Raw genomic sequence first — 19,141 nt, forward strand, 5'->3', positions numbered from 1 at the left:
ATATGCTTACATATAAAAAAGCCGGTGTTGATGTAACAAAATCTGAAAACCTTATTGAAGGTTTAAAAGAAAAAATTCATAGTACCTTCAATCCTTTCGTGTTGAATTCAATTGGCGGATTTGCATCTCTAACAGAAATACCACGAGGTTATCAAAATCCTGTGCTTGCAACATCAACAGATGGTGTGGGAACAAAACTGAAAATTGCATTTCAAAGCGGAAAACATGACACTGTCGGGATAGATCTGGTTGCCATGTGTGCCAATGATATATTGACAGTAGGTGCTCAGCCATTCTTTTTTTTAGATTACTATGCCTGTGGGATTGTTCAGGAAGCTGTATATAAAAATGTCCTATCCGGTATATGTGAGGGATGTGTACAGGCTGGATGTGCCCTTATAGGTGGAGAAACCGCTGAAATGCCCTCCTTTTACAGCGATAATGAATACGACCTTGCAGGTTTTGTTGTGGGCTTTGTTGAAAAAGAAAAAATTATTGATGGTTCAAAAATAATTGATGGGAACGTTGTAATAGCGCTACCATCGAGTGGTTTGCATAGCAACGGCTTCTCATTGGTGAGAAAAGTTTTTTTTGATGTACATAATTTTCTAGTTACTGATTATATAAAAGGAATTAACAGTATGCTTTATGAAGAGCTACTTAAACCAACAAAGATTTACGTTAAAGCTGTACAAAATATTCTTGAATCATTCAATATAAACGGAATGGCACATATTACAGGCGGTGGTCTGCCGGGAAATATTAAAAGGATTGTGCCAGATGGACTTACTGCAAGAATAAAACTTTCAAACGCTGAAATCCCACATATTTTCAAACTTTTAATGGAATTAGGAGATGTCAGTTTTGAAGAGATGTGTTCCACATTCAACATGGGTATTGGCTATATAATAATTGCTGATAAGAATGATGAACAGGGAATTATTAATAAACTTATGGATTCCGGAGAAAAGGCGTTCAAAATTGGATATATAAATAAAGCATCTGATAATGAAAAGGTTTATGTTTCTTTAACCGATCGCTGATAAACGAAAAATTAATTAGAAATAAAATAATTCAAATTAGGACACTGCCTATACTACCATGCCCTTGACAAAGCATACTACTATCGGTTAATCTAACTAAAAGGGCCCATAGCTCAGTTGGAAGAGCCACCGGCTCATAACCGGTAGGCCCCTGGTTCGAGCCCAGGTGGGCCCAAATAAAAATAAAAATTATGAATATCACAATAAAGATAATTTTGATGGGGTGCGCCATAATGTGCACCCCTTTTAATTTTTGGAGGGTGAAAATTGGAGCAAGAATTAAGAATAATCTATGAAGCACAGCAAATTGATACACAGATAGCCGAAAATGAAAGGAAAACTCATTCAGTTCCAAAAACAATAGAGGAGTTGGATAACGAAATAGATGAATTAAAAAATAAGATTGAAAAAGAGAAAGTTGTTGCTCAAGAGTTGGAAAAAGAGAAAAATAAAAAGGAAAAAGATCTTGATGTTGAAAAAGATAAAATAAAAAAATTTGAATCAAAACTTCATGAAATTAAAACAAATAAAGAATATCAAGCATTACTTAAGGAAATTGAAACAGTAAAAGAAACAAATGATAGAACCGAAGAAGAAGTTTTGGTATTAATGGATAAGATTGAAGAATTAAAAAAAGACTATGAAACATCAGAAAAATACCTTAAAAGCAGAAAAGTTGAAGTAGAAAAAGAAAAAAACAGGTTAAAAGCAGAATTAGATGTTATTGAAAAAACTATTCATGAATTTAAAGAAGCAAGAAATAAGCTTCTCAGTGCTGTTAGCGATAATTTGAGAGCTACATATAACACACTTATAGAAAAAAGAAGCGGTACAGCAGTTGTAAACCTGAAGAATGGTGTTTGTCTCGGGTGTTTTATGAATATACCACCACAATTATTTATTGAAGCAACAAAAAATAGACAGCTTATTCTTTGCCCAAGCTGCAATAGGATTTTTTACTTCTTAGAAGACGAATAATGGAATGGCATATTTATGTAGATGGAGCATCTTCCGGCAATCCAGGTGAATCAGGTGCAGGGATCGTAGCATTTAATGAAAACGGACAAGAGTTGTTCAGAGACAGTATATATCTCGGTCATATGACTAACAATATGGCAGAATATGAAGCTTTTGTGCGTGCGCTTCAAAAAGCCTATCAATCATCAGTTGAAAACTTATATATTTATACTGATTCATTGCTTATTGCAAACCAGATTACAGGTAAGTACAAAATAAAGAATCAAGAATTGATGAAATATGCTGAAGCAGCAAGGATTATTATAAAATATTTTAATAATTTTAATTTAAAATATATACCAAGAGAAAAAAATGCAATAGCAGACAAACTTGCAAAACATGCTGCATGCAAAAAAGGGGTAGACGGGTAATCGCAGGTTTTAAATCTGAGGAAAGTCCGGGCATCAAAGGGCAGGATGGTCCTTAACAAGGACTGGGGGTAACCCTAAGGAAAGTGCCACAGAAAATATACCACTTCGGTTTTTTTAACGAAGCAAGGGTGAAAAGGCGAGGTAAGAGCTCACCAGTTCCGTGGTGACACGGAAGCTTGGTAAACCCCATCCGATGCAAGGCCAAAAAGGGGGCTGTCAAAATCTGACAGCAAGGATTGCCCTTCCTCTAACCCAGGTAGGCCGCAAGAGATTCAGGGCAACCCGAATCCAAGAGAAATGATTGCCTGCTGATTTATCAGCAACAGAACTCGGCTTATAGTCTACCCCTTTTAATTATATAAAAAATTCAATTAAGGAAAACACCGGCTGGAACTGTAAAAAACTCAAAAGTAGTTGATTAAAAACTGTTATTATATTTTGACTTCAATAAAAATGGTGCTTAAAGAAAATATTTGTGAAACCGATATGGTTTTTGCATATTACATAAATAAAAGTGTAAATAAAATTCTATGAAAAAAGAAACTCCAAATATAAAACACATAATTGTCCTGATTTTACTGGCATATATTTTTTTGTTTCATGGCATTGGTGATTATTCATTAAAAGAACCTGATGAAGGAAGGTATGCTGAAATTCCAAGAGAAATGATCGAATTGAATGATTACTTGGTACCACATTTGAATTATGTAAGGTATTTTGAAAAACCACCTTTATTTTATTGGGCTGTTGCAGCTTCTTTCAAGTGTTTCGGCATAAATGAGTGGGCCTTCAGATTTCCAAATGCTTTTTCTGCGTTCTTGTGTGTAACTGCACTTTATATATTTATTAGAAGGTGGATCAACAGTGAAACCGCTTTTATATCTTCAATTATTCTTATGTCATCTTTTGGTTTTTTTTCGATGTCAAGAGTTGCAACTATTGACATGTTTTTCAGTATGTGGCTGTTTCTCTCTATTCTTTTTTTCTACGGATACTACAGGGAAAATAAATCTTTTTTTATTTACTCTTTCTATGCTGTTTTAGGAATGGCAACACTTGCAAAGGGTTTTGTTCCTATTATGCTTGTTGCAGTAACAATTATTATTTTCCTATTAACGGAAAGAAAGATATCTTTTTTAAAAAAACTAAAATTGGCAAAGGGCGCGGCTATTTATTGCCTTATTGTATTCCCATGGTTTTTAACAATTTCTTTAAAAGAAAAAGAGTTCTTCTATTTCTTTGTTATAGACCAGCACATATTGCGGTTCTTAACCTCAAAACACAAAAGAACAGGTTCTATTTTTTACTTTTTCCCTGTGTTGTTCGGTGGTATGTTCCCGTGGTCTCTATTTATACCGCGCAGCATCATGCAATTATGGAATAAAAGCGAATTAAGATTACTTATCATCTGGAGTTGTGTGGTTTTTATTTTTTTCAGTATCTCAAAATCAAAATTACCTCCCTATATTCTTCCCATTTTTCCTTCATTATCAATTTTAATAGGCTACTTATTCTATGAACAATGGCATCAGCCTGACAAAAAAAGTATTGAAGCCTTTTCATATATAATTGTTTTTCTTCTTTTTGCAGTAGCTTCGATGCTTGGGATAAGCGGAACATTAAATGAGTGGGTAAAAGAAATATCATCGGAAGCAATCATTATCCTTAATGGTTTGAAAGGTTTTCTCATTGCAGTTTTGGTTATTTCAATCATACCTGCATGTTTATTTTGTTTTCGCAAGTTCAACAGATTTTCCTTCATGTTTTATACTTTATTCATATTTTCTTTTTTATTTGTATTTGCATTACTGTTACATCTCAATACAATAGACATGCTGAATACTACTAAAACAATAGCTAACTCAATTAACGAAAAAAAAGATAATTATGATTATATAATCAATTATGCTTCATACGACCAAACACTCCCTTTTTATACAAAAAAAAGAATTATTATTGCTTCTTATAAGGGCGAATTGGAAATGGGATCTAAATATAATGATGCAAAAAAATATTTTATTGATGAGGATACTTTCATAAATCTATATAAAACCGATAAAAAAATATTTTGTATTTTAAAAGAAAAAAGACTGAACCGATTAAAAGAAAAAATACCAGATAAAATATTGATAATTAATTGCCATAATGAAAGGTGCTTAATTACAAATAAATATTAATCCCATTTACTAGGATATTAATTATTTAAGTTACAAAATTCACAAAGATGGTTGCTATTCTTGACAAGAATTTATTGATATGTTAATAAAATAACAAGCTGGAGAGACAATGAGTAATTTTTTTGATAAACTTACTGTTAGACAACTAACAACTGGAGATTTAGATTACATAGTTGATATAGATACGAAAGTTCTTGGAGAAACTAGACGGGATTACTGGGTTACAAAAATTGTCAAAGAAGCGGCAACAAGACCACCTGACGCATCCCTTGTTTCTGAAATAGATGGAAAAGTCGTGGGATTTATTCTTGGAGAGGTAAGTGGCTGGGAATTTAAAGTTCCAAATAATATTGGATGGATTGACACAATAGGCATTGATCCTGATTATCAAAATAGAGGTATTGCCAAAGTTCTGGCAAATGCTTTAATAACAAATCTTAAAAATTATAAAGTCGATACAATTTATACTCTTGTCAATTGGAATGACTGGGATTTGCTACAGTTTTTTCACGCTATGGGTTTTTCAAGAGGCGACATGATCAATCTTGTTCTTAACGTATAATAACCTTATACTTCACCAATAAGAATTTTTAACTTCATATTCGGATAAACTTTATTAGTTTTCATGTTGTTTGCTGACTTTATGCTTGCGATATCCATACCATATTTGTTTGATATGGCAGCAAGAGTTTCACCTTTCTTGACTATATGACATGTTGTTTGCTGACTTTATGCTTGCGATATCCATACCATATTTGTTTGATATGGCAGCAAGAGTTTCACCTTTCTTGACTATATGACATATTGTTTTTGAGTTTTCTTTCTTTTCTGAGCTATTAGCATCCGGTTTTTTTGATACATCTTTTGTGTCAAGTTTTGCAAATTTTTTATTCTTTCCAACTTTCCGTGAGTCAGCCTCTTTTATCAGTTGAGTAGCAAAGCGAGGTATATTGACAATCATGCCTGGTTTTACTTTTATTTCATCACCAGTTCCATTCACTAAAAAAATCTCAACGGGAGTTATCCTGTATTTTTTTGCAATTTTTATTATCGTGTCACCTTTCCTTGCCTTATAGGGAGATATGCCTTTTATTTTTTTCTCATTTTCCATAGCTGCTTGTAAATTATTATCAAAAGTACTTTTATCAACAGAATATGGCAGCTTTACAGAGTAATTATGGATATCTGGCGGAGTTATACCTCTCAATATTTCCGGGTTTATCGATTTTAAAACACTAATATCGATAGAAGCTGCTTTCGCAATGGTAATTAGAGGGGATCCTGCAGGCACTTTTACTTCCATGAATTTAATCGGCTGATCATATGTAATGCTCCCAAAGCCGAATTTTTCAGGTTCCTTTGCAATAATTGCTGCAGCAATGAGTTTAGGTATGTATTCTCTTGTTTCTTTTGGGAGTGTGTTGTATTTAACAAGCTCCCAGAAATTATTGGTATTGTGTCTCTCGATTGCCCGCCCTACCCTTCCTTCACCTGCATTATATCCTGCTGCAGCAAGATACCAGCACCCGAACTGATTAAATAAATCCCTTAGATATTTTGTTGCCGCAATTGTTGATTTTTCCGGGTCCCGCCTTTCGTCTATCCAATAATTTGACCTTAGCCCATATCTTCCGCCTGTTGTATATATAAACTGCCACGGTCCAGATGCATTAGCGGGTGAATATGCCTTCGGATTAAAGCCGCTTTCAATCATTGCAAGGTAAACAAGATCTTCAGGCAGCCCCTCCTCATTCAATATCTCCTTAATGATTGGGATGTAAAACCTTGATCTTTTTAACCAATTGCTGAATACCTTTCTTTTTTCCGTTGTAAAATATTGTATAAAATATTTAACTGCATCATTAAATACTATAGGAATGTCAAAATTCTTATAATAGTCTTCTCCTAAAAGTGATACTATATCTTCTTCATCATCAACATTTTGTGTTATTTTTTTGCCTGGGTTAACACTTTCCTTCCTAACAACTTCAGTATTATTTTCTGTTAAGGCGTTGTTATCATTATCAAAGAGCGGGTTATATACAATATTTCTCCCTGTCGTAGAACATCCAGCAAGAAGTATTAAGCTAATGGTGCATAATATTGAAAATCTTCTCATCTTCTCCTTAATGTAGCAAGAAACGTACCATTTCTCATAATGATAATAAATGTTATAGTTTATATATGTCAACAAAAAAGATTAAATATTGCATGATAATTTTAATGATGTTATAAATGTAAAAAAAGGAACAAGGAGGCAGGGGGCTATGAAAAAATTATTTTTTTTTGTTTTACTATCAATTTTCTTAATACCAATAGTTGCATTTTCCGATTCACAGGATACACTGAATAAATCTATAGCTCATATTGTGTCTGTCCAGGATGAAAGCGGTGCATGGTCAAGACTGAAGGGTGAGTTTCCCTTCGAGACAGAGCCCACAAGCTGGGCTGTGAAAGTTCTTGCCATGAACAAGGTTGCGCCGGACAAAGTCGAAAAAGGTGTAAATTTTATCCTTAAAGACCAGAAGCCGGATGGAAGTTGGAACAACAACACAGCACATACTGCCTTTACAATCCTTGCATTGAAGCAGGTAAACAAAGGTGATGAAGCAATAAGAAAAGGTGCAGAGTATTTAAGGGCAGTTCAAGATACAAACGGAGGGTTTAAAAGGATAGGAAAAGAAGGCGCTCCGCTTACGATTTATACGGCTGTTGTGTTGTGTGCGCTAAAGGAAGCGGGATACAATGAGAACGATCCTATGGTTAAACAGGCTATCGGCTGGTTGATAAGTTGCCAGAATGCCGATGGTGGTTATGGAATGCCAAAAGGAGCACCATCATTATCTCCAAGCACTGCCTGGACTATAAAGGCTTTACTTGCATTCGGGACGACACCGTCAGCACCATCTATCCAGAATGCTGTCAATTATTTATTAAAAACCCAGAAGCCTTCAGGAGGTTTTTCCCCTGTTCCGCCTGCACCGGAAGACCCTGAGGCTACCGCATATGCGATCATGGCATTAAGAGGTTTACAAGACAAAAAAGATACTATACAAAAGGCTTCTGATTATCTTGCAAAGGTACAGCAAGCTGATGGCGCCTATATAAGTAACTCACCTGTTCAGTTTAATAAGACACCGAAGAAAAATACTCAGACTACCGCCTTTGTTGCATGGGCGTTATCGGAAGGAAAATAATTAAACTCAAAGTTTAAGCTTGAGGTTGCCGGTTCTGAATTCGTAGAGAAGAAACTATAGAACCGGCAACAAGATGCATATAATTGAATTACCGGGATGGATTTGCTAAATAAACAGAAAATTTGGCAGGCATAAAAAAGTCAGGAAATTTCAGAAAAAGTAAAATATTATTATTCATGTTATTGCAATATTTTCCCTATTAAACCTTTATAGCCATTTGCAAATTCGTATGCATTCATTTTTTTCCTGTTCTCTAACTGTATTTCTTTAATAAGGATAGATCCATCTACTGTTGACACTAAAATTCCTTCTTTATTCTTCCCCAATATCATACCAGGCATTTCTTTCCTATTTACTGCATTTATTTCCCCATCAAATATTTTTAACAATACATTATCCAGGGTTGTATATGCTGTCGGCCACAGTGCAAAAGCCTTTATCTGCCTAACAATTTCAATTGCCTTTTTATCCCAATTTATCTTACCCATTTCTTTCTTGATTATTGGTGTATATGTTGCTTCTTCGATCTTCTGTTCAGTGCCTTCAACTAAGCCTTTTTCATTTATATAATCAATAATTTCGGGAAGTATTTTGGCAGACCTTTCGGAAAGCTTTTTTGAAAGGGTTATCATATTAGCATCATGATCTATTCTTGCATGTTCCTGATAAATTATATTGCCCGCATCCATTTTCTCAACCATTTTCATTATTGTAATACCTGTTATTTCATCTCCGTTTAAAATGGCCCACTGCATGGGAGATGGTCCTCTATGTTTTGGCAGTAAAGATGGATGAACATTTATTGAGCCAACAGCAGGCAAATCGAGAACCCATTTCGGGAAGATAAGACCGAATGAAACCACTACAAATAACTCCGGCTTGAGCCTTTGAAGCTCTATTGCAGCTTCATCTTTAAATGATTCTATTTCCATAATCGGGAGTTCCAACGCAATGGCTGCTTTTTTAACCTCATTATCATCAAGCGTATAGCCTCTGCCTTTTGGCTTTCCTTTTTTTGTTATTACAAGTGAAACGTATGGCGATATCGATTTCAAAGAAGGTACTGAAAAACTTGAAGAACCGAAAAAAATTATGTTCATCTTTCGTTCTTTAAATAATGTTTCTTAAAAAGATGTTTTTTAACCGGACTTAAATAATCTGTAAAAACAATACCATTTAGATGATCAACTTCGTGCTGGAATGCTCTTGCAAGATGTCCTTCGCAATCCATTTCAAAGGAATTGCCTGATAATGTCATCCCCTTTGCTGAAATACTTTTTGACCTTTTTATGTAATCATAATATTTTGGAACACTTAAGCACCCTTCTTCCTCGGAAATCTCTTCAGGATCTTTGTAAACTATTGAAGGATTTATAACAACAATGGGCTTGTTATCTTTTTTTAATTGCATGTCGAGGACAATGATCCTCAAAGAGATCCCTACCTGATTTGCTGCAAGACCCGCACCACGGGCAAGATACATCCTCTCCACCATATTCTCTGAAAGCTTTATTATCTCATCTGTTACATCTTTTACAGGTTCGGCAATTTTTCTGAGAATAGGATCGGGGTATGTTATTATTTCAAGAAATGGCATACATATTTTTAAATCAAATCTGATCTGGAGTCAATATTACATTTAAGGCCGGAAGTCTGCCCATCTACGGGAAGCATCCCTATTCCTTTAAACTATGTTACCAGTTTTTGTGCATTCAAAGGTTTTACGAGATAACAAGTGGCTCCGTCATGATAGTAAAGCCTAATGACTTTATTGAATAATTTCCCGGAAAATTAATAGAAAAGTCTGTTGACATTTTATCCGTCAACAGACTTGTTTTGCCCTGCTATTATTTGTTACTTGTCAACATACTGTCAAGACTATCCACCAGCTTCACAGCAAACTCTTCATCTTCCAGGCAGCAGTCGATTTCTTCTATATCAATCTTTGCTGTAAGAAGTTTTTTTAGTTCATCTAAAAATATCTTGTCTTCCTGAGGGTTATAAAGGATAGTGCCTTCTTTATCAATGTTGGACCAGCCTTTCATAGGGAAAATAAACTTTACGGGACCTTTTGCTTTGTTGAGTTTATCTGCATAAAGTTTTGCTGCAATTTTTAGCTCATCCGGGGTAAAGCGCACATACGATCTTAATTCATCGAGTTTGAAGGTCGGCCGCGAGGCATACATTTCATGATTTTTTCGGGTGGGACCGCATCCTGTCAGGTTCAGGCAGCATGGGGTAAGTACCATAGGAATGCCCCTCTCAATAGGCGCATCAAGTCTTTGCATACCTGCTGCTCTTGTTCCACCAAAATACTCTTCTACAAGACCTGCAGGAACAATATCTATAACACCATCAAAAAATCCATTTTCTATAAAATTGTCCATTACCCTGTCGCTTGTGCCCTGGGCATGAAAGGAAAAAACATTGTAACCCTTCTTTTCCAAAAGCTCTTCTACCCATCTGGCACACTTAGGCGTAAAATTCAGCTCCGTAATAGCAACTGAATTAGGAGGTAATTTTAATGTAGTATAGTTTCTGCCTATATCGACCATTCCTGAGATTGCTCCTGCCGCCTGTTCTATAGCATGCATGGACAGATCATTAATGCTGCCGACTTCCACAATGAGTTGCATAAGTGTAATGTCGGATGCACCGAAAAGGTCTTTCACATAGGCAACCATTGCTGCAGTTGTGCCGATTACTTTGGGAATCCCGAAGGGAAGTTTTTGCATAACCGATGCTGCAAGCATTGCCATGCTTAACCCGCCTAATGCGACAATCCCGTCAATATCTCCTTTCGATAAAAGCTCCATGACTTTATTCCCTGCCCCGATAGCCATAACTTTCTTTAATTCAGCAATACCCTTTTCTTTCAGAAAGGCCGGAACATCTGAACCTGAATTCGGACCTGAGCAGGATAGTATTTCGGAAGGGGTAATATCAGCTTTAAATGGGGGTTCACCGCCCATACTCAAATCCAGTATTACTGCCTCCTGTCCCCGTGCTTCAATCTGCTCTTTAAGATGCTTTATCTGTGGACCCTTTGTATCTAATGTCCCGAGAATGACAATTTTTTTCACTGTATACCCCTTTGCTATTTTTTCTTCTCAATTGTTCTGCTTGTGCAACTATATAAAAGTGGAGTACTTGAAATCAATTCAATTTATTTTATGGACCTATTAGGGTTTTTTATATCAATAAACTGAATGGACTTAAGTTATTGTATCACATTCGTTGTGAGACATACTGGTCCGAATAGTTTTTCTGCATAGTACAATGTGCTATCTATTAAGGGCATTAATGGATTCATAAAATAAATTGAATTGATTTCAATCAATTTCGCCTATTATAGTTATTTATATAAAGTAGCTAATTTTGCTGTCAAGATGTTGAGATAGAAAGGTTAAAAAATGATATATCTAAAGTACTTCTCTTCCAATGCCATTTGAAAAAATAAACAATATTCGCATCTATTATGAAGTGCATGGTGAAGGTGAAGTTATTATCCTTATGCACCATGGCTTCGGATCCACCAGAATCTGGGATTTTGTGTATCCGCGCTTTGTTGCCCAAGGATACCGGGTGGTCTTGTTTGACCGCCGGGGTTATGGCCGATCAGAGAGGGGCAATGATTTTCCTGAATTTTTTAAAAGCAGCCGATACCGGTTAGAAAGCGTGGAAGAACTGAGAATACTGAAAGAAAAGCTCGCCATTACGGAATGTCATTTAGTAGGACAATGTGAAGCGGGTGTTATCGGCATCGACTATGCAATAAAATATCCACAGGAGATAAAAACCCTGACTATTGCCGGTACTCAGTGCTACAGCAAAGTACCTATGACTGAATTCGTTGTTACAAAGTTTAAAAAACAATTTGCACAACTGGAACCTAATCTCCAGGCCAAAACAATTAAGAATCACGGGAAAGCCGCTGAGATAAATTACAATCTATTCATCGAGGCTGGCGGCGCTTATGGTTTAGATTATTTTGATCTTAGGCCTGTCTTGCATCTTGTTCCCTGCCCTACCCTTATAATTTATCCTGACCGCAGTATCTATTTCGACGTGGAACAGTCCATTGCCTTTTACCGTCATCTATTAAAGAGTGAACTCGCAGTTTTTCCGAAATGCGGCCACGATACCCATGAAGAACGACCTGAGGACTATGTCCGCACTATACTGGATTTTATTATGAGAGATACAGAAGACGAAGACTTAGGTACCCATCCGGGTATGACATGTTTGGCATGAACTGAAGCAAAATAAATAATGTATTATTAAATATAGTCCTATAATCAATATTGTAATATCATCTCCAATCTGTAATGTTTTATTTTTACCGCCACGATCCGGAGTTCTAACATTGCCGTACAACAGGTGGTTCTGGACTGCCTTTTTTATTTTCGACGCGTTTTCGGCTTCACCTAAAAATTATAACGTCATGCCGGCACTCAGAAAGGCTGCAATGGGGTTTGCTTTACCCTGTCCGGCAATGTCTGATATGGAGCCATGCACCGGCTCCAACATGGAAGGAAATTTCCTCGAAAGATTAATGTTAGCACTTCCTGCGAATCCCATGCCACCTACAATAATGGCCGCAATATTTGTTAGCCCTTCTTCCGCAGTTTGCTTCAATCTTCCATAAAATACAGACTAATTTCTTATAACAAAAGCTTGCCGTTCCGCCAACAAAAAAACAGCCTACATGAATAAGAAGACCAAGAATTTCGATTTGAAAGCAAGTACACTTATATGTTCCGAGATTCATCACAAGTAAATGTTGAAAAGCGCATTGATCCACTTTAACGTATTACAGCAATTATCGTAATTAACCTACATACATTGTCAAAAATATCCTACATACAAATAAATTTACAAGTTATACAATGTTTAACTGACTTGGCAAAGCCAAACTACCTGTGATGATAGAGATTATAAGCCAAATAGTTATTATATAATACATTGTTTGTAATTTAGAGATAGATAGGGAGGGATGATGAAGAAATTATTAACGGTTTTGGCAATAGTGGCAATATTTGGCGTCTCTTTCACGGCCAATGCTGCAACTTTTATCGGACATTGGGGTTTTGAAGAAGGCTCTGGATCCACCGCCTATGATTCATCTGCTAACGCTTTGAATGGAACTATCTCCAACGCAATATACACAAACGGCAAAGTTGGGAATTACGCCCTGGATTTTAACGGGTCCAACAGTTTTGTTGAGATCGGCTACAGCCCGCTCCTGAATCCTGAGTCTATCTCAATTGCACTCTGGTTTAAACCACGTGGAACTCAGGTCGAGTCAGCAGATATACTTGACAAGGGGCATGGTCAGGGAACGAATCCCTATTACGGCGGATACGTTTTCCAATATAGTGGAAGTAGCCGGACAATTGATACAGTATATGGCAATGGCGCAACCTTCCCAGGCATGAATACAGGTGGGAATTATAAGGACGACGTATGGCACCACATTGTTGCTATTTTAGGTGATAAAGGAATGGCTTTATATATAGACAATGTATTGATCGACTCGGATTCAACAAATTATGGACCAATCGTGGCAAACTATTCGAGTCTCTATTTTGGCAGGCACAGAACCTTGGGAAGATATTTTAACGGACTTATCGATGATGTACAAATATATGATGGTGCCCTCACCGTGAATCAAGTTGCAAACATATACAATACAGGCACAGTAGTCCGCATTCCATCTGCTATCTTCCTCCTTGTTCCCGGCCTCTTTGGGCTCGTAGGACTTAAGAGAAAATATCTGTGGCAATAAAACAATTGATGAATTACTGAGGCAGAGTCAATTCGGCTCTGCCTTTTTTGTTATTCTACTTAAATCATTACCACTTACAGCCTTGTATATCCTTTTTATTAAGTACATGAAAAAGCATTGCATCAAAGGCAAAAACTACGAAGTCTTAACTTCAACAAAACATTTTAGATAATTGCGCATGAACCGTGTAAAAACAACACTATCTCTTTACCGCTGCAGAGGTAAGATTTAACCATGCTAATATTATCACGAGGAGTTCGAGGAGAAAGCAACGAAAACATGCAAATGTATGCAAAATAGCATGAGGACATTGCTATTAAGAGCATTAATAGGTCCATAAAATATTTTGATTTGCTTAAAGTCTAATTCGCCTATATAGTGATTTTTATGAACACATGAATTTATCACTTGATTGAAATAAACAGATGCAGAAAAACGATGTACACGATTTTTTAAAAGGATTTGGGAATGCCGGAAATAATATTTATACTCAACAATAATACAGAAAAGGCAATATCTAATCACAGGAAAAATATATCTAAAGTGATCCATGAAGTTCTTATGCTGACCGGTAGAAATAAAAGTTGTTCTACAGATTGCTGCGGGACATACACTGTCATTACTGACGGTAAGGTATCTGTGTTGGAACAATACCCTGTTCTAAAGTCCAGCGATAAAGAGATCACAACAATTGTAGCGATTTCAGGACAAGGGGATTATTCAGCTACCTCAAAGATAAAGGTGACATATGAAAACATTTGTGCCGGACCTAACCCCGGAATATGTTTTAAAGGAACGAACCATCAAAGTTCGTTATTTTTACGGCGGGGGAGAAACCAGGGAAGTCTCTGAGGAAGAAGCAAAGACTATTGTGAGCGAAACCTATAATAACACTTATGGAGGGCTCATAGTCGACATGAAAACCAACAAAGTTATAGAGCACATAAACGCAGATGTTGAAGAAATCATGGTTGTAGAAGGAGATACTGTTGAAGAATGAGCTTTTGTTGTCAGTATCTCTTATTTTTATTAAATAGAATCAGCATATATTTGCAGAATGAATCAAGCAGCGATGAATAAGGAGGCGATAGAGTGGAGACAGTAGCACCATTTAAAGAGGCTATTGAAATGATAAGAGATGCCGGCGGAGAGATGTTCCGTAAATGTTTTCAATGCGGCTTGTGCACCGCCAGTTGTCCCTGGAACAACGTGAAGACCTTCATGCCCCATAAGAAGATGACCGAATCTAAGTTCGGGCTTGTGGAGCCTGGTGAGGAAGACTGGTGGCTCTGCTCAACATGCAATATGTGCGTCAGCCGTTGCCCTCGAGGGGTAGCTATCACCGATGTGATACGTGCTGTCCGTAACATAACCACCATTAGCGTCCCGCGCGCTGTGCCGGCAAGTTTAAAGAACGCCATAGGGAGTTTGAAAACTGCAGGTAACCCCTGGAGCGGGGCAAGGGATGAAAGGGCAAACTGGGCCCGTGATCTTGCCATTCCTTCTGTTGGTGGGGAGATAGAGACGCTCTATTTCTCATGCTGCACTCCTGCATTCGATCCAAAGATGGGAAGCATTGCCCGGGCCACTGCTAGGGTGCTGAAGGAGACAGGTGCGAAGTTCGGTATCCTCGGGGCCAAAGAGAGCTGCTGTGGTGAGAGCGTTCGAAAAGCGGGAAACTTCGATGTCTTTGAAAAACTCGCAACAAGTAATATAAATGCGTTTCATGAATCAGGAGTCAAGGAGATAGTCGTTACATCACCACATTGTTATGGAACCTTCAAGAACGAATATCCAGCAATGGGCGGTGAGTTCACCGTAGTTCACTTTGTCCAGTACCTGTCCGGGCTCTTGGACAAAGGTCAGCTTAAATTTAAGAAACCTTTTCCGAAAAAAGTCGTCTATCATGATCCTTGCTACCTGGGGCGTCACAACGGTATTTATGATGAACCGCGGAGTGTTCTTAAAAGCATCTCCGGACTAACCCTCGTAGACGAGATGAACACCAGAGAGAATAGCCTCTGTTGCGGCGGTGGCGGTGGAAGAATCTGGATGGAAACCAAAAAAGGAGAGCGTTTTTCAGACACCCTTGTGGAACAGGCTGTTGAATTGGGAGCTGAAGTCCTTGTAACGGCCTGTCCATATTGTATTCTCAATTTCAAAGACAGTGTCCTCACCTTGGGCAAAGAAGACGTCCTGGAGATCCGGGATATTTCAGAGATAGTTGACGAAGTAATATAGATCATGGAAAGTCCTTTTTATCTGATAGAGGATTAGAACAGGAGAGATTATGTCTAACATGTCTAATGAGATTAGCGTAAGTGAGATTCCCGTAAGTCAAGGAAAGATCGGGGCTGTCATGGTTGTTGGTGCAGGCGTCGGCGGCATACAGGCTGCATTGGACGCGGCTGCGGCAGGATTTAAGGTATATCTTGTCGACAAGGGACCTGCCATTGGCGGTAAAATGGCACAACTGGATAAGACATTCCCTACCAATGATTGTTCCATGTGTATCCTGTCCCCCAAATTCATCGAATGCGCATCAAATCCCAACATCACGATCATTACGAATACGCATGTTGAGAGCTTGGAAGGGGAGGCGGGAAATTTTCAGGTCCAACTCTACGAGGAACCCCGTTATGTTGATGAAGAAAAATGTACGGGGTGTGGCACATGCGCCGAATACTGCCCGATCTATGTACCCGATGTTTACAACGAAGGTCTTGCAAAGAAGAAATGTATTCATGTCCACTTCCCCCAGGCAGTACCTGCGGTTTCAATGGTTGATGCCGCTCACTGTCTTTTTCTTCAGAGAAAGATATGTCAGATCTGTGTGCCTACCTGCAAAAGTAAAGCAATAAATTTCAAGATGCAACCGAAGAGGACAACCGTTGAAGTAGGAAGCGTCATCCTGGCACCGGGATACGAAATATTCGATGCATATTCTCAGAGTCAGTACGGATACCATAGATTCTCGAACGTAGTCACCAGTCTTGAGTTTGAACGTATTATCAGCGCTTCAGGACCTAATGGCGGCGAAATCCTTCGCCCCTCCGACAACAGGACTCCGCACAAGATAGCATGGATTCAATGTGTCGGTTCAAGGGATGAAACATCTAACTGCACATACTGCTCCGCGGTATGCTGTATGTACGCCACGAAACAGGTTATTCTTTCAAAAGAACATCACCCTGAAATTGAAGCAGTGGTGCTTCACAACGATATCCGGGCCTATGGCAAAGGTTTTGAACGGTTCTACGAAAGAGCTAAAAATATGCCCGGAGTGCGCTACCAATGGGCCAAAACATCCATTGTCGGCGAAAACCAGGATAATAAAAATATTACACTCAGATACCGTGTAAACGGCAGCAAAGTTAAAGATGAGGAATTCGATCTCGTCGTTCTCTCAGTGGGACTTAATTCAACTGCAGGCAACAAGGAACTTGCCGAGAAACTTTCCATAGGGCTCAATGAACACGGTTTTTGCGAAAGCCCTGCTTTTTCACCCATGGAAACCTCAAGAGACGGCATATACTCATGCGGTGTTTTTCACGCACCCATGGATATTCCTGATGCCGTTACAATGGCAAGCGGAGCTGCATCTCTTGCTTCACAGCTTCTCTTTGAGGAACGCGGCACCCTGATGGAAGAAAAAGTTTATCCCGAGGAGCGCGACACCACAGGTGAAGCGCCACGGGTAGGCATATTCGTCTGCGACTGCGGCACTAATATCGCAAAGGTGGTGGATGTTCCACAAGTTGTGGAATACGCAAAGGGACTTCCCGGCGTGAGCCATTCAGTAGAAGAAACCTTTGCCTGCTCTGTTGACGCCGTCAACCACATGGCTGAGACAATCAGAAAGCAGGGGCTTAACCGGGTAGTAGTAGCTGCCTGTACTCCGAGAACACATGAACCGGTATTTCAGGCTGCGTTGAGGGAAGCCGGCTTGAATCCATTCCTCTTCCAATTTGCCAATATCCGGGAACAGTGCTCCTTTGTTCACATGAACGAAAAGGAAGTTGCAACGGAAAAAGCTAAAGACCTTATCAGAATGGCAGCATCAAAAGCATTGCTGCTTCAACCTCTGCATAGGGCAATTTACAACGTTACTCCCGAAGCTTTGGTTATCGGAGGCGGTATTGCGGGAATGACAAGCAGTCTCGCTTTGGCAAATCAGGGCATCAAGGTCCACCTTATCGAGAAAACAGAGTCACTGGGCGGCTTATCAAAAAGAATCCCCGTAACACTGGAAGGAGCGGATGTACAAAGTATGATAAAAAAACTTGTCGATGAGGTATATGCCAGCAATCTGATAGAAATCTCGACAAATGCAGAACTGGTAGAATATTCAGGATATGTGGGAAACTTTATATCCGGGATTAGGATAGGTAATGGAGAAGCCCTCAAAGAAGTTGAACATGGTATAACAATAGTTGCAGCAGGTGCTGAAGAACTGAAGCCCAATGAATATCTTTATGGCGAAGATGACCGGGTCATGACTCTTCTTGAACTTGACGAAAAAATAGAAAAAGACAGCGATCGGGTGAAAGAATGCGATAGTGCGGTCTTTATCCAGTGCGTGGGATCAAGGAATGACGAGAGACAATATTGCAGTCGTGTCTGCTGTTCCCACTCGGTAAAGAACGCACTCCAGCTTAAGAAACTCAAACCGGAAATGGATGTCTATGTGCTGTACAGAGATATGAGAACGTATGGTTTTAAGGAAGATTACTATAAGGAAGCTTCTGACCAGGGCGTCATTTTCATCCGATACCAGCCGGAAGATCCCCCTGATATACATTCTATTACAGAAAACGGAAAGTCATTCCTGAGATTAACCGCCACAGAACCGATTCTCGGACAGAGACTCGAAATTGATGCCGATCTGGTCTGCCTGGCTTCTGCTTCAGTGCCGCCTGCCGGCAACAAGCCTCTTTCCCAGATGCTCAAAGTCCCCCTTAATGAAGACGGCTTCTTCCTTGAAGCCCACATGAAACTGCGGCCTGTAGATTTCTCAACAGACGGTATCTTTATGTGCGGCACTGCCCACAGCCCTAAATTTATAGATGAGAGTATTGCTCAGGCCCAGGCTGCTGCTTCTAAGGCACTTGCCGTGCTGACCCGTACAAGCATTGAAGGACAGGCTGCTGTTGCAGAGGTAAGGGAAGAACTATGCAGCGGTTGTCGGGTTTGCGAAATGGCCTGCCCCTATGGTGCAGTAAAAAAAGACGAAGAGAAACGGGTTTCCGTTGTTAATCAGGCACTCTGCAAAGGATGTGGCACCTGTGTAGCGGCTTGTCCGAGCGGTGCAATGAATGGAAAACACTTTACCATGGATCAGATACTGGCAGAAATAAGGGCAGCCTTTGCTGCGTAATGAATATAGTATTACTGACGTAAGTAAGACGAGGTGACTGATGAACAAATTTGAGCCAAAAATAGTCCTCTTCCTCTGTAACTGGTGCTCCTATGCAGGAGCTGATCTGGCCGGTACATCCCGGCTTCAGTATGCACCGAATGTAAGGGTTGTGCGTCTTATGTGCAGCGG

The 19,141-nt window shown here is 38.9% G+C and carries 16 protein-coding genes, 1 tRNA gene and 1 other RNA gene; 13 read left to right on the forward strand and 5 right to left on the reverse strand.

Annotated features, from left to right (window positions below; translation table 11 throughout):
- The first annotated feature begins 2 nt into the window (after positions 1 to 2).
- From purM to NT010_15870, 6 genes are all read left to right on the forward strand, one after another.
- Complete coding sequence (purM, locus tag NT010_15845) at positions 3 to 1,043, forward strand: phosphoribosylformylglycinamidine cyclo-ligase (GenBank protein MCX5807514.1); 1,041 nt, start codon at positions 3 to 5, stop codon at positions 1,041 to 1,043.
- Between the two features lie 102 nt (positions 1,044 to 1,145).
- Positions 1,146 to 1,218, forward strand: a tRNA-Ile gene (locus tag NT010_15850).
- Between the two features lie 92 nt (positions 1,219 to 1,310).
- Entirely contained in the window at positions 1,311 to 2,021 is a 711-nt protein-coding gene (locus NT010_15855; GenBank protein ID MCX5807515.1) for a C4-type zinc ribbon domain-containing protein, read from the forward strand.
- 394 nt (positions 2,022 to 2,415) lie between these two features.
- An RNA gene (gene rnpB, locus NT010_15860) (RNase P RNA component class A) lies at positions 2,416 to 2,784 on the forward strand.
- Between the two features lie 177 nt (positions 2,785 to 2,961).
- Complete coding sequence (locus NT010_15865; protein MCX5807516.1) at positions 2,962 to 4,608, forward strand: glycosyltransferase family 39 protein; 1,647 nt, start codon at positions 2,962 to 2,964, stop codon at positions 4,606 to 4,608.
- Between the two features lie 109 nt (positions 4,609 to 4,717).
- Complete coding sequence (locus NT010_15870) at positions 4,718 to 5,170, forward strand: GNAT family N-acetyltransferase (GenBank protein MCX5807517.1); 453 nt, start codon at positions 4,718 to 4,720, stop codon at positions 5,168 to 5,170.
- A 129-nt stretch (positions 5,171 to 5,299) separates the two neighbouring features.
- Here NT010_15870 and NT010_15875 read toward each other — a convergent pair whose 3' ends face one another.
- On the reverse strand, positions 5,300 to 6,727 hold the full coding sequence (locus tag NT010_15875; protein MCX5807518.1) for a transglycosylase SLT domain-containing protein: 1,428 nt from the start codon (positions 6,725 to 6,727) through the stop codon (positions 5,300 to 5,302).
- Positions 6,728 to 6,875: 148 nt separating this feature from the next.
- Between NT010_15875 and NT010_15880 the strand changes: the two genes are divergently transcribed.
- Entirely contained in the window at positions 6,876 to 7,805 is a 930-nt protein-coding gene (locus tag NT010_15880) for a terpene cyclase/mutase family protein (protein ID MCX5807519.1), read from the forward strand.
- A gap of 179 nt (positions 7,806 to 7,984) precedes the next feature.
- On the opposite strand, the gene fmt is transcribed toward NT010_15880, so the two are convergent.
- The 3 genes from fmt to NT010_15895 all read right to left on the reverse strand — a co-directional run bounded on the left by fmt (position 7,985) and on the right by NT010_15895 (position 10,888).
- Entirely contained in the window at positions 7,985 to 8,905 is a 921-nt protein-coding gene (gene fmt / locus NT010_15885; GenBank protein ID MCX5807520.1) for a methionyl-tRNA formyltransferase, read from the reverse strand.
- Entirely contained in the window at positions 8,902 to 9,402 is a 501-nt protein-coding gene (gene def, locus NT010_15890) for a peptide deformylase (GenBank protein ID MCX5807521.1), read from the reverse strand. Before def ends, fmt begins: the two co-directional genes overlap by 4 nt.
- Before the next feature lie 250 nt (positions 9,403 to 9,652).
- On the reverse strand, positions 9,653 to 10,888 hold the full coding sequence (locus NT010_15895) for a Tm-1-like ATP-binding domain-containing protein (protein ID MCX5807522.1): 1,236 nt from the start codon (positions 10,886 to 10,888) through the stop codon (positions 9,653 to 9,655).
- 358 nt (positions 10,889 to 11,246) lie between these two features.
- Here NT010_15895 and NT010_15900 point away from each other — a divergent pair, with 358 nt between their 5' ends.
- Complete coding sequence (locus NT010_15900) at positions 11,247 to 12,059, forward strand: alpha/beta hydrolase (GenBank protein MCX5807523.1); 813 nt, start codon at positions 11,247 to 11,249, stop codon at positions 12,057 to 12,059.
- Between the two features lie 180 nt (positions 12,060 to 12,239).
- Here the strand turns inward: NT010_15900 and NT010_15905 are convergent, their stop codons facing one another.
- Positions 12,240 to 12,443 carry an isocitrate/isopropylmalate family dehydrogenase gene (locus NT010_15905; GenBank protein MCX5807524.1) on the reverse strand — a complete coding sequence of 68 codons (204 nt, stop codon included), beginning with the start codon at positions 12,441 to 12,443 and terminating at the stop codon, positions 12,240 to 12,242.
- A gap of 358 nt (positions 12,444 to 12,801) precedes the next feature.
- Here NT010_15905 and NT010_15910 point away from each other — a divergent pair, with 358 nt between their 5' ends.
- From NT010_15910 to NT010_15930, 5 genes are all read left to right on the forward strand, one after another.
- Positions 12,802 to 13,593, forward strand: a complete 792-nt coding sequence (locus tag NT010_15910; GenBank protein ID MCX5807525.1) for a LamG domain-containing protein — start codon at positions 12,802 to 12,804, stop codon at positions 13,591 to 13,593.
- 748 nt (positions 13,594 to 14,341) lie between these two features.
- Positions 14,342 to 14,593 carry a hypothetical protein gene (locus NT010_15915; protein ID MCX5807526.1) on the forward strand — a complete coding sequence of 84 codons (252 nt, stop codon included), beginning with the start codon at positions 14,342 to 14,344 and terminating at the stop codon, positions 14,591 to 14,593.
- A gap of 92 nt (positions 14,594 to 14,685) precedes the next feature.
- The gene (locus NT010_15920) at positions 14,686 to 15,834 is read left to right on the forward strand and encodes a (Fe-S)-binding protein (GenBank protein ID MCX5807527.1); all 1,149 of its coding nucleotides are present in this window, start codon (positions 14,686 to 14,688) and stop codon (positions 15,832 to 15,834) included.
- Between the two features lie 58 nt (positions 15,835 to 15,892).
- Positions 15,893 to 18,970, forward strand: coding sequence for a CoB--CoM heterodisulfide reductase iron-sulfur subunit A family protein (locus NT010_15925; protein MCX5807528.1), 3,078 nt, complete (start codon positions 15,893 to 15,895; stop codon positions 18,968 to 18,970).
- A 37-nt stretch (positions 18,971 to 19,007) separates the two neighbouring features.
- Positions 19,008 to 19,141: hydrogenase iron-sulfur subunit (locus NT010_15930; GenBank protein MCX5807529.1), on the forward strand; the 134-nt coding region annotated here is incomplete at its 3' end.

The organism is Pseudomonadota bacterium, from assembly GCA_026388275.1.
Taxonomy (GTDB): domain Bacteria; phylum Desulfobacterota; class Syntrophorhabdia; order Syntrophorhabdales; family Syntrophorhabdaceae; genus JAPLKB01.

Coding starts and splice junctions, on each gene's coding strand:
- NT010_15880 (MCX5807519.1), top strand. CDS start 6,876: ATGAAAAAATTATTTTTTTTTGTTTTACTATCAATTTTCTTAATACCA.
- NT010_15925 (MCX5807528.1), top strand. CDS start 15,893: ATGTCTAATGAGATTAGCGTAAGTGAGATTCCCGTAAGTCAAGGAAAG.
- NT010_15875 (MCX5807518.1), bottom strand. CDS start 6,727: ATGAGAAGATTTTCAATATTATGCACCATTAGCTTAATACTTCTTGCT.
- NT010_15915 (MCX5807526.1), top strand. CDS start 14,342: ATGAAAACATTTGTGCCGGACCTAACCCCGGAATATGTTTTAAAGGAA.
- NT010_15870 (MCX5807517.1), top strand. CDS start 4,718: ATGAGTAATTTTTTTGATAAACTTACTGTTAGACAACTAACAACTGGA.
- fmt (MCX5807520.1), bottom strand. CDS start 8,905: ATGAACATAATTTTTTTCGGTTCTTCAAGTTTTTCAGTACCTTCTTTG.
- purM (MCX5807514.1), top strand. CDS start 3: ATGCTTACATATAAAAAAGCCGGTGTTGATGTAACAAAATCTGAAAAC.
- NT010_15900 (MCX5807523.1), top strand. CDS start 11,247: ATGCCATTTGAAAAAATAAACAATATTCGCATCTATTATGAAGTGCAT.
- NT010_15865 (MCX5807516.1), top strand. CDS start 2,962: ATGAAAAAAGAAACTCCAAATATAAAACACATAATTGTCCTGATTTTA.
- NT010_15910 (MCX5807525.1), top strand. CDS start 12,802: ATGATGAAGAAATTATTAACGGTTTTGGCAATAGTGGCAATATTTGGC.
- def (MCX5807521.1), bottom strand. CDS start 9,402: ATGCCATTTCTTGAAATAATAACATACCCCGATCCTATTCTCAGAAAA.